Source organism: Nostoc sp. (assembly GCF_041747015.1).
Taxonomy (GTDB): Bacteria; Cyanobacteriota; Cyanobacteriia; order Cyanobacteriales; family Nostocaceae; genus Nostoc.
In genome coordinates, this window is the sequence record NZ_JBGTFY010000091.1 from 1 (window position 1) to 9179 (window position 9179).

Here is a 9179-nt window from a genome sequence, read left to right on the forward strand (position 1 = left end):
TGCCTGTGCGATGGCATTTACTTCCGACCGATTCATCCGGCTGTCAATTGTCACATCCTGTAAATGGAGAGCCATGCTTTGATAACTGGGTAGCTGACGACCCTTGAGCTTGCCAAACCAGCCAAACATCCAGCGATAAGCGTAAAAACGTTTTCCTGGTTCAACTTGGGTCAAATACTGGCCAATATTTTCAAACTCAGCTAGAAGAAAAGCGTACTCTTCTGCTTCGTGTCGCTCTAGGAATTTAACAGTATTAGCAAGCTGATCCGCTTGATAATTCCTCCTAGTATCATAATCCCCAGCACGAGTTAGAGCATCTACAAAATTACCACGCACAAAAGGCAAGGGGGCGATCTCCTTAGTTCTATTGGAGTGTTCGACAACAAACCATAACCACGCAGCACCGCCAATTAAACCACCAACTACAGCCAGTGGGTTGACAGCATAACAAACGGCTCCAATCCCCCCAGCCACCAGGCCAAGTACACGAGTCATGTCTGCTTCGTTCTCAGAAACTCGTGCCATTTCAAATAATTGGTCTTTTCTTTCTTGCAGCCATTGGGCGATATTCCCGGCTTCCAAGTGAGACAAGCTAGGATATGACTCGCGTAAGTGTTCAGTTTCTTTAGTTGTAATTTTTGGGATATCGTTACTTTGCATAAAAGAAATGCCCTGTTGAATTAAGAAGCTGCTCGACTCAAGAGTTATTGAGCGGCGCTCGCTTTAATCTTTAGTCAATCCCCAAATGGCGAACCCAATTTCACCCGCCATCATTGTGCCGATGTTGAATAAGATGCAGCCCAAAATCATGAATGGATCTGTAAATTGAAATGGGTTACGAGCGGCAAAGGTGGCCACAATATCGAACGCCCAAACAGCAATCACAACTAGCCCAGCACTAGAGCGATCGCGTGTACCTGCGGTCTTGTAGTCTTGCCAAAGTTGGCCTACCAAGTCAATCTTGCCACTAGGCTTGGTTTCAAGCTCATAAACCATGTGGTCTTGAAGTTCCCGCCTAGCTGAATCTGGGTTCTTACCGCGTAGGGCGTGGGCTTCAATTACCTGAACACCCATAGAAATTATGAATGCCAGGTAAAAAAACGGGTTGAACAGTGCAAACAGCACATTTAACCAATTCCAAGTCGGCTCAAACCAAGGAAAAACAGGTGGTCCTTGAAAGATTAATTGCCAAGTTGAATCAGCACTAATCATGGAACCGCCAATAAATAAAATCCCTCCAACTAACGCACGACCTGCACCACCGTTAGCAACAAACTGATTGACTATAGCGGCGGCAGCCCTAATGGGTAAGCCAACAATCATCACAACAGCCTTAGCACAAAAATCGATGATTTCACCAAGCGATCGCTTCTTACCTTTGGGTTTCCCATCGCTGTTGCCAGTACTGTTACTTTCTGCACTCGATGAACCTAATCCCATTACTTTCTCCTACTTTGTTTGATATTTTGAACACTTATACAAATCTCTTTGTCTTTGTGCTTCCACTTCCAAATTCCTTCTTCAATTCGCCCAATACACCTACCCGTTGCGTCAAAAACATCAATAATCTCATCATCAAGATATAGGGTTGTGTCAGGGCGTGGATTGCGTTTACTGCTGTCAAAGTAATTGGTAATTCTTAACTTGCGAGTTGTGGGCATAACTCCCGCCTCATATAGGGCATTGCTGGTCTTAGCCCGTTCTTCTATGCGAGATCGCTCTAACCCTTCTGTGGCTTTTAGGCGTTCTGCCTCTGCATAAGCCCTCAACTTGGGAATCAAGGGGATAATTACAGGCAAGAAGCAGACTAAGACTCCAGCCAAGGCTAGATACAGTTGTTTCTTATACATGAGACTACTGTGCTATAGCGCGTTCTTAGTACAAATTTTTCCCATGTTTCACATATATCTTTAATGAGGCGTTTCATGTTTCACGAGCCTGAAACATTGATGAAACCGTTGAAACAGTTTCGTGAAACAGTTTTGTGAAACGGTTGGATGAAATACTACCCTTCATAACGGCTTTCGAGCAAGGAATTAGCTGGTGTTTCATGTTTCATGTTTCATGTTTCACGCTGGGGGAATGCTGTTTCACGGTGTTTCACGACGCTGAAACACTGATGAAACCGTTGAAACAGTTTCATGAAACAGTTCTGTGAAACACCGTGAAACACTCTTACCCATCACTATTACTTTGATGCCCGTCCCAGAAAAGTTAATCCTGCACCAACAAGTAATCCCAGGGGAATAAACACCCCACTGCCGATTAATCCAGTAGCGACAACGCTACCAACGAGATATGCACTGCCACCTAAAGCGCCAACAACTGAAGTAGCAAACAATCCCGTACTGAGAATATCCATAACTTGATTTTTCCTTTGATGAGTTAATAGTTCTTGAAGCAGTCGGATTTCGGCAACAGTAGCAACAGTTTCATTTTGGATTTGTAACAATGCCGCCACTGTTTTATAAGCTTCTAAAATCGGATCTGTGTCCCCATCGAAGAAACTCTCTCCCTCAAGGAATTGAGTCGCGCTTTGAGTTGTTCCTTTTTTCGGATCGACTCCCCCAGTCTGGTTGTTGCTTCATCGGCTAAATTAATCAAACTCTGATCTATCTCAGCAATCTGGTTATCAACTTCCAACATGGATTGTTCGGCAAAGGCATCTAGCACAGTCCCTTTGGCTCCAATCAAGGATTCCATGAACAATAAAGCCCCTGTCACACCAGTCGATGCACCCAAAATTTTAGATTGCTCGTTTTGAACGGCTATAGCACCAGAAATAGTCTCTTTATCTGCTGCCGTCAACTTGTATGAGGCTTGTTGAATCGCTTCCGATGCCTTGGTAATTGCGGCTTCGGGTATATCTGCTACAGGTGATTGTTGTCCTGTGTGAATATTAGTTGGGTCGGCCTTCAAAAATTCTTCAGGCAGGGATGAATTTATTGTCCAAGTCTCACCTGGAAAATTCTTACGAAATTCATCAACCAGCTTACCTGGCTTAACTCCTCTGGCTTCTGCGTATTCTTTAATGGTCATGATTTACTCCAGTGAATTGTTCGGGATATTTTGCTAATTCTAAAGTTGTCTTTTTCAGCCCAATCAATAGCATTTTGGTTCTGATAAGTTGCAGTGTAGGGATGTGCCAATTGGTCAGCTTAATATTCCTGTTTAGCCCCCCGTTTTCTTCATCCCTAAACTCCGTAAAAGTCGGCAGATATAAAGAAGCTAAATCGAGATAGGTTCTCAACTGCCTTTCGGTCACTTGCGGCTTTAATTTCTTTGCTGCCTGCCCCCGCGTCAAAATTTCTTCAACTACGCAGGAACCTTGTATCAACACACTTTCACCTCTTTTACTTCCGGTTGACTTCCGCATCACTTCCGGTTGACTGCCGGAAATAACAGGAACTATCTCAATTAAAAACCGCTCATCTCTGGCGGTCTAGTCGAAAATGTATATGAATTTGTATACTAAGCAGCAACAAAAACTAGACTGGGATATCCTTGTTGCTGCCATTTTGAGTCCAATTCTGAGCAAAGAAGAAAAACACATAAAGGTGGCTGACGATGAGCTTTAGTCCCAGTCCGAGCCGCATATTGTTTAATGGTTTGCTCAGTTTTACCGATGGCAGCGGCCAGTTGATAGTTAGTCAAATTCCATTTTTTACGTAGTTCTAATGGGTGCATAGGCTTCTTGACCCCCTTGTTAGCTGTTTAGAAACATATTTATGATAAACTAAATTCTAGAACATAGTGGGCAATAAACCCACAAGAAACCCGATAATTAAGGGTAAATTTATGACTATTGAAACAATGCCAGAAACCAACGCACCAAAAATGACACGCATTGAAATCAATGTGCCAACAGCACTGCTGGCTGAAGCTGAAGCTCTAGCGGTCATTGAAGGATGGAAACCAGCAGAACTGCATCGGATTTTTTGGGAAAAAGGGTTTGCTGTTCATGCAGAAGGTAGCAACAAACGCCTCATCAACAAATCCCTCAGAGAAAAGTACACAGACAAAGACCTAGAATAGAATGGTATTTTTGTTAAATGTAAATTTTTGATATTACTGACTTTGGGGTGTAGGGAATTAAGAAAAATATTGTTCTCTTTCATCCCAAAACAAGAAAATGAGCATAATCCTGATTAATGGGATTGATGGGATTGATAGAATTGGTTCATGGGTAACTTTGGTGCAATGCTTTCAACAGTAGAACTAATTCGCGGTCAAGATAGCATGATCGTGGAAGCAGATTTAGTAGAACTAGCGCAAAAGCACGTCGATGATTATGCCGAAAAATGGAAAGAACAATTAGAATTGCATGGGCAATTAGACAAATTTTGGGACTGGGAATTTAAACTACAGTTTGTCATTAGCAGACAATCAAACCGCGAAGGCTATGCAATTGAGTACGAAGCTGAAACTCAGGGGTTAATGCTGATTGAAACCCAAATGCACGGTTCTCGCTTGGTAGAGGGTAAACGCTTGGTATACATTGACGGTATAGCTACTGCACCTTGGAATCGGGCATATATCCAACGTCCGCCAAAATTAAAAGGTGTTGGAACTGCGTTTTTGGCGTTTGCCAGAACTCGCAGTATGGAATTAGAGTATGAAGGTCGAGTAGGATTACATTCATTGCCTGGAGTAGAAGAATTTTACGATAACCAAGGGATGATTGATGTGGGAGAGGATGAAGATTATGATGATCTAGTTTATTTTGAGTATGGAGTTTTTCGTTCTCCTGAATGAGATAGGAAAGGGAAGTAAATGAGTCAGCAGGAAAAGAGTGATAATCAAAGCACCTTTAACCAAGAAAATGCAGTAAATCCAATGGGTTTATTATTTGATGAAGAATGGTTAAGAAAAGCTGTTGAAGCTGAGGATAAAATTGGTGGCAACATTGGGGCTGGATTAGATTGGGGTTCAGCATTTGGCTCCTTAATGCTCAATCTCGAACTTTGGGGACGTTTCACAACTTTACGTATTTCTCTAAATAGAGAAGTGCGGTTACTGCTGAATAATTGGAATTTAGGCACAGCTACGAAAATTGCGGTAAAAACTGCAAGAGAGAGAATACTTGAAAAATTTAGATTGCCGACACCAGAGGTAAAAGAATACATACTTGCTACTCTGGAAAATGATGAACTTTATGGTGAAGAATTCATTTCTAATCGAGACATACTGCGCGAACTGCTTGGATTGCTATTAAAACAAGAAGATTGGGAAACCATTGCAGCAGTTGCAGCAGATTCGTTAAAGAAAGAAATTATACATCAAGCTGTTGGTGAAAAAATTTCAGCATAAGTTAATTCTCCGCTTTCCTCCCGAACCTCCTCTACTTCACGCTATACAATCTGCCCTCCCAATTCCCGGCGCTTGCCTAATTAATCAGTGAATACATATCGGGCTTGCACAGCGCACTGGCGCTGGTGGCTGTACCGCACTTGCACACCACGGAATTGGTACAGTTTGCCTTTGGTTAATACAATATTTGTCATTAGATTGATATGCTGCCTTTCAATCTTTAGCATCTTGCTCTAGATACTGGCGCACTCCCGCGCTCATTGCTAGGAGGTTTGGTTGTATATTTTTCGCTAAAAAATCTTCGACTACATGAGCAATTGTACTTGTGAGAAAGAATGGTACTCCCTTAATTTTTTTTGGGTCAATCACTAGCTCACCACGGCTTTCAATTACTGTATTATTGCCGTCTGACAAAAAGCGATTTTTGCCAGAACACTTAACTGCTTCTGTGAAAGAATGAGTTTCAATCCGCCATTCAACTGTAAAATCAGCCTGATTCCAGGTATTATATTCTTTCCAAGAAAGCATATCTTCACTGAGCAGAACTCGTGCTGCTGCTGGAATTTCACTGCCACCGTGCCAGTCATTGACAGTATAAACATTACTACCTACTTCCCTACGTGATAAAAGTGTGATGTGACGCACGTTTGGCATATAGGGAACTAGCTCAACCAGTTTGTCCCGATAGCTAGCATAAACCAGGGAGCGTGGAAAAGGAATTTGAGTATCAGCACAGATGAGCATTAATTAATACCATATCTAAATATAGACAGAAGGGAAATTACCAAGAGGTTAGCGATGGCGTAACCGCCCACCGAAGGTGATCGCAACTGAGGTGTTTTTTTGGTTGATTCGCCTGAATTTTGGTTAACTATATTTTACTGTCGTATCGGATCACAAAGCGGCACAAAAAAGCAGCATGGTCTGCCGTGACATCTAAAAGCCTTACTGTGTATAGATGTCACAGAAAGCGGCAAGATGAAGTCAAACTCTAGAACCCTTGCTATTAAAGGAATCTCACAAAAAGCGGCATGGTGAAATTATGAATTTGGTGTCACTTGAAAGCACTCAAAGCGATACAGAATGGGTGTCACGCGAAAAGCGGCCCACTTGACGAAAAAAAATAGGGATGGAAAAAAGCTCCGTTTTTGGAGCTTTTTATGAAGTGGGATCGACTCACGCGCAATTAATCTCATGCTCCCTTATCGGTTGAGACGTGAAGTTTCTTGCTGTTTCAGCTAACTTATTTGAACTGGGAATGAAAACTTACTTACCAGTTCGGTAACTAACTTAACGATTAACAGTACTCATATCAGGGTAGCGTAAGCCTGCGGTAATCCCTTTTGGTGCAACTGCCTCAATTTGAGCGAGTTCATCTGAAGTAAGAGTCATGGAAGTAGCTGCAATGTTTTCCTCCAAATAGGTGCGTCGCTTTGTACCAGGAATTGGGATAATATCTTCACCTTGAGCTAATAGCCATAAGAGAGCAAGTTGGCTAGGTGTGACTTGCTTTTGTTCAGCGATTTCCTTGACTTTTTCCACTAATTGCAGATTCAGCAAAAAATTCTCCCCTTGAAAACGAGGATGATTTCTACGGGCATCATCTGGTGCAAGGTCTTCAGGACGGGTGATGGCTCCCGATAAAAATCCCCGACCAAGCGGACTGTAAGCCACAAAACCAATTCCTAACTCTCGTACAGTAGATAAAATTTCATCTTCTGGGTCGCGGCTCCACAAAGAATACTCTGTTTGAAGTGCAGTAATTGGGTGGGTTGCCTGCGCCCGTCGAATTGTCGCTGGAGCAGCTTCGGAAAGTCCTAGATAGCGCACTTTACCAAGTTTGACTAACTCTGCCATTGCTCCTACGGTATCTTCTATTGGCACATTAGGATCGACCCGATGTTGATAATACAGGTCAATTGTCTCAATCCCCAGCCGTTTAAGTGAAGCATCACAAGATTGATGGACATATTCTGGCCTGCCACTAACGCCTTTCCAACCGCCGTCTTCAGTACGGACATTACCAAACTTGGTTGCTAATACTACTTTGTCTCGACGATCAATAATTGCTTTGCCTACTAATTGCTCGTTGGTAAATGGGCCATACATATCAGCAGTGTCGAGGAAATTTACCCCAAGTTCTAATGCACGGTGGATAGTAGCGATCGCCTCAATTTCATCACGACCGCTGTAAAACTCAGACATTCCCATGCAACCAAGTCCGATCCTTGAAACTTCCAATCCTTGATTCCCTAGCAAAACACTTTTCATCTAATAGTCTCCTAATCAGTGATCAGAAAAATAAACCCTTCAGCATTATCCCTTTCCCTCTGAGCAAGTCATCTATTAGAAGAAGTACTTCTTGGTAGAATAGATACGCCCGAACTGCAACTAGGATGAGGTTCAGGGACACCTGCTATAGCTGTTTGATTTTCAGCCAGAGAAGCTGATAACTGGCACGCATCTCTGGCTTTCATCACCGTTATGTGGTGGTGTCTACACGCTGATTGTGAAGAAAAATTGCTAGATGACGGCAGTAGGCAACAAGATATTTCGGCTGCCAGTTTTATGCCATTTTTACCTCCCTTCTTTTTTGATAGAAGCCTTCTTTTGATTGATTAACAACGACCGCAAGTACCGCCGACACTCAGCCTCGCCCTGACATATCAAAATCCGAAGCGCCTCTATTTCCTGCATTGGAGAAACACAGATTTCGGCAATGGCACTAATCAAATTCTGTTGCGATCGCACATAGTCTTGATGCTGCCGCTCTAAATCAGTAACTTTGGAGTTCAAATGCTGTATTTGCCGCAATGCTTTCGTCAAGGACGATTCTCTGGTTTGACTGGTTTGAGAGTGATTATCTAGAGTTAATGTCATGTTATTGCTCCTACTTATTTAGATGGTTGAAAGCTTTCCAATCAGGGCATTGATTGCCCTCGTAGCCTTCGGGATGAATAGCGCAATTGAGTGTTACACCGTTGTATTTGACACCGTGAAAATTCCGGCAACCTCGGCATGGAGTGGGAACAGGTCTAGGTTTGAGTAAATCGCCGGTTTCGACTGTTTCGATCCGACTAGCCAAAAGCATGGTTAATCCAGTGCCAAGCATACCCAGTCCAAAAGCCAGTCTCGCTGTGCTTGCAGGTATTGTGATGTTGAAATAGTTCGGTTTCTTTTGCCCGAAAACCATAACACAGCCACTCAAAATAGTGAAAAATGCGAAAACTCCAATGGCAGATTTAAGAATCAATTGCTTTGTGTTCATCTTTATTTTTTAGGTGGTTCGTGCTTAGATAATAGAGCGCCAAAGTCGTAAATCGTTACTGTTGCTTTTGGTTCCGACTCCAGCTTTGGTTTTGACTCTCTCACAAAGGAGGGACTACCCAAGCCGACTGCATTTTTAATTTCTTGCTCCATGTTTAGGTTCTCCTTGTTGATTAACTTGCTCCACCTGATCAATTGCGTCTACTACTTCTCCTAAAATATTGAACGCATCGTTTAGAACCACATTATTTGATGTAGAAAAGGAAGGAGGACGATTGAAGCCTACGATAATCTCGACTACTCCCCACAAGCCGCAATGTATATTGACATCCTTGCAAGATAGCCCGAATCTCTGATGTGGTTAACTTGATTTCCATTGCTGTTTCTCTCCCTAAAATTTGTCCCGGTGAACACTGAAACTTGCTCCGACTAAAGAACTCCCTAAGAAGGCAGAAAAACTTACCAGCATAGCTCCAAGACTTCTGTTTTTCTGGTACTGCCAGCCAGAGATAATTGTGTTGGGATTATTAGTCTCAATAATCTCCAATCCCCAACACCCTATTGCCCCTACTCCTGAAAACCCAGTTAAGAGCAGAGAGGCG

The 9179-nt window shown here is 42.7% G+C and carries 14 protein-coding genes and 2 pseudogenes; 3 read left to right on the plus strand and 13 right to left on the minus strand.

From position 1 onward, the window contains the following. The 7 genes and pseudogenes from ACEW80_RS06850 to ACEW80_RS06880 all read right to left on the minus strand — a co-directional run. Positions 1 to 660: pseudogene (locus ACEW80_RS06850) on the minus strand (hypothetical protein); the annotation flags it as partial. A 63-nt stretch (positions 661 to 723) separates the two neighbouring features. Continuing rightward, a complete protein-coding gene (locus tag ACEW80_RS06855) occupies positions 724 to 1440 on the minus strand; it encodes a hypothetical protein (protein ID WP_373525879.1) in 717 nt (238 codons plus the stop codon). Continuing rightward, positions 1440 to 1850, minus strand: a complete 411-nt coding sequence (locus ACEW80_RS06860; RefSeq protein ID WP_373525880.1) for a hypothetical protein — start codon at positions 1848 to 1850, stop codon at positions 1440 to 1442. The genes ACEW80_RS06855 and ACEW80_RS06860 overlap by 1 nt, the downstream gene beginning before the upstream one ends. 338 nt (positions 1851 to 2188) lie before the next feature. Continuing rightward, a complete protein-coding gene (locus ACEW80_RS06865; protein ID WP_094346787.1) occupies positions 2189 to 2461 on the minus strand; it encodes a hypothetical protein in 273 nt (90 codons plus the stop codon). A 14-nt stretch (positions 2462 to 2475) separates the two neighbouring features. Beyond that, on the minus strand, positions 2476 to 3039 hold the full coding sequence (locus ACEW80_RS06870) for a hypothetical protein (RefSeq protein WP_373525881.1): 564 nt from the start codon (positions 3037 to 3039) through the stop codon (positions 2476 to 2478). Then, entirely contained in the window at positions 3029 to 3376 is a 348-nt protein-coding gene (locus ACEW80_RS06875; protein WP_373525882.1) for a hypothetical protein, read from the minus strand. Before ACEW80_RS06875 ends, ACEW80_RS06870 begins: the two co-directional genes overlap by 11 nt. A 95-nt stretch (positions 3377 to 3471) precedes the next feature. Continuing rightward, entirely contained in the window at positions 3472 to 3687 is a 216-nt protein-coding gene (locus tag ACEW80_RS06880) for a hypothetical protein (RefSeq protein ID WP_373525883.1), read from the minus strand. Between the two features lie 111 nt (positions 3688 to 3798). On the opposite strand from ACEW80_RS06880, the gene ACEW80_RS06885 reads away from it, so the two are divergent. From ACEW80_RS06885 to ACEW80_RS06895, 3 genes are all read left to right on the plus strand, one after another. Continuing rightward, positions 3799 to 4035 carry a hypothetical protein gene (locus tag ACEW80_RS06885; RefSeq protein ID WP_373525884.1) on the plus strand — a complete coding sequence of 79 codons (237 nt, stop codon included), beginning with the start codon at positions 3799 to 3801 and terminating at the stop codon, positions 4033 to 4035. A 165-nt stretch (positions 4036 to 4200) separates the two neighbouring features. Continuing rightward, positions 4201 to 4755, plus strand: a complete 555-nt coding sequence (locus tag ACEW80_RS06890) for a GNAT family N-acetyltransferase (protein WP_373525891.1) — start codon at positions 4201 to 4203, stop codon at positions 4753 to 4755. A gap of 18 nt (positions 4756 to 4773) precedes the next feature. Further along, positions 4774 to 5310 carry a hypothetical protein gene (locus ACEW80_RS06895; protein ID WP_373525885.1) on the plus strand — a complete coding sequence of 179 codons (537 nt, stop codon included), beginning with the start codon at positions 4774 to 4776 and terminating at the stop codon, positions 5308 to 5310. A 213-nt stretch (positions 5311 to 5523) separates the two neighbouring features. Here ACEW80_RS06895 and ACEW80_RS06900 read toward each other — a convergent pair whose 3' ends face one another. The 6 genes and pseudogenes from ACEW80_RS06900 to ACEW80_RS06925 all read right to left on the minus strand — a co-directional run. Next, on the minus strand, positions 5524 to 6054 hold the full coding sequence (locus ACEW80_RS06900; RefSeq protein ID WP_373525886.1) for a hypothetical protein: 531 nt from the start codon (positions 6052 to 6054) through the stop codon (positions 5524 to 5526). A gap of 546 nt (positions 6055 to 6600) precedes the next feature. Then, positions 6601 to 7581 carry an aldo/keto reductase gene (locus tag ACEW80_RS06905; protein WP_373525887.1) on the minus strand — a complete coding sequence of 327 codons (981 nt, stop codon included), beginning with the start codon at positions 7579 to 7581 and terminating at the stop codon, positions 6601 to 6603. A 306-nt stretch (positions 7582 to 7887) separates the two neighbouring features. Then, a complete protein-coding gene (locus tag ACEW80_RS06910; protein ID WP_373525888.1) occupies positions 7888 to 8190 on the minus strand; it encodes a hypothetical protein in 303 nt (100 codons plus the stop codon). A gap of 10 nt (positions 8191 to 8200) precedes the next feature. Continuing rightward, complete coding sequence (locus ACEW80_RS06915) at positions 8201 to 8578, minus strand: hypothetical protein (RefSeq protein ID WP_373525889.1); 378 nt, start codon at positions 8576 to 8578, stop codon at positions 8201 to 8203. A gap of 2 nt (positions 8579 to 8580) precedes the next feature. Beyond that, positions 8581 to 8730, minus strand: coding sequence for a hypothetical protein (locus ACEW80_RS06920; protein ID WP_373525890.1), 150 nt, complete (start codon positions 8728 to 8730; stop codon positions 8581 to 8583). Between the two features lie 238 nt (positions 8731 to 8968). Beyond that, a pseudogene (locus ACEW80_RS06925) lies at positions 8969 to 9179 on the minus strand (hypothetical protein); the annotation flags it as partial.

Coding starts and splice junctions, on each gene's coding strand:
- ACEW80_RS06855 (WP_373525879.1), bottom strand. CDS start 1,440: ATGGGATTAGGTTCATCGAGTGCAGAAAGTAACAGTACTGGCAACAGC.
- ACEW80_RS06860 (WP_373525880.1), bottom strand. CDS start 1,850: ATGTATAAGAAACAACTGTATCTAGCCTTGGCTGGAGTCTTAGTCTGC.
- ACEW80_RS06870 (WP_373525881.1), bottom strand. CDS start 3,039: ATGACCATTAAAGAATACGCAGAAGCCAGAGGAGTTAAGCCAGGTAAG.
- ACEW80_RS06875 (WP_373525882.1), bottom strand. CDS start 3,376: ATGCGGAAGTCAACCGGAAGTAAAAGAGGTGAAAGTGTGTTGATACAA.
- ACEW80_RS06880 (WP_373525883.1), bottom strand. CDS start 3,687: ATGCACCCATTAGAACTACGTAAAAAATGGAATTTGACTAACTATCAA.
- ACEW80_RS06885 (WP_373525884.1), top strand. CDS start 3,799: ATGACTATTGAAACAATGCCAGAAACCAACGCACCAAAAATGACACGC.
- ACEW80_RS06890 (WP_373525891.1), top strand. CDS start 4,201: ATGCTTTCAACAGTAGAACTAATTCGCGGTCAAGATAGCATGATCGTG.
- ACEW80_RS06895 (WP_373525885.1), top strand. CDS start 4,774: ATGAGTCAGCAGGAAAAGAGTGATAATCAAAGCACCTTTAACCAAGAA.
- ACEW80_RS06900 (WP_373525886.1), bottom strand. CDS start 6,054: ATGCTCATCTGTGCTGATACTCAAATTCCTTTTCCACGCTCCCTGGTT.
- ACEW80_RS06905 (WP_373525887.1), bottom strand. CDS start 7,581: ATGAAAAGTGTTTTGCTAGGGAATCAAGGATTGGAAGTTTCAAGGATC.
- ACEW80_RS06910 (WP_373525888.1), bottom strand. CDS start 8,190: ATGACATTAACTCTAGATAATCACTCTCAAACCAGTCAAACCAGAGAA.
- ACEW80_RS06915 (WP_373525889.1), bottom strand. CDS start 8,578: ATGAACACAAAGCAATTGATTCTTAAATCTGCCATTGGAGTTTTCGCA.
- ACEW80_RS06920 (WP_373525890.1), bottom strand. CDS start 8,730: ATGGAGCAAGAAATTAAAAATGCAGTCGGCTTGGGTAGTCCCTCCTTT.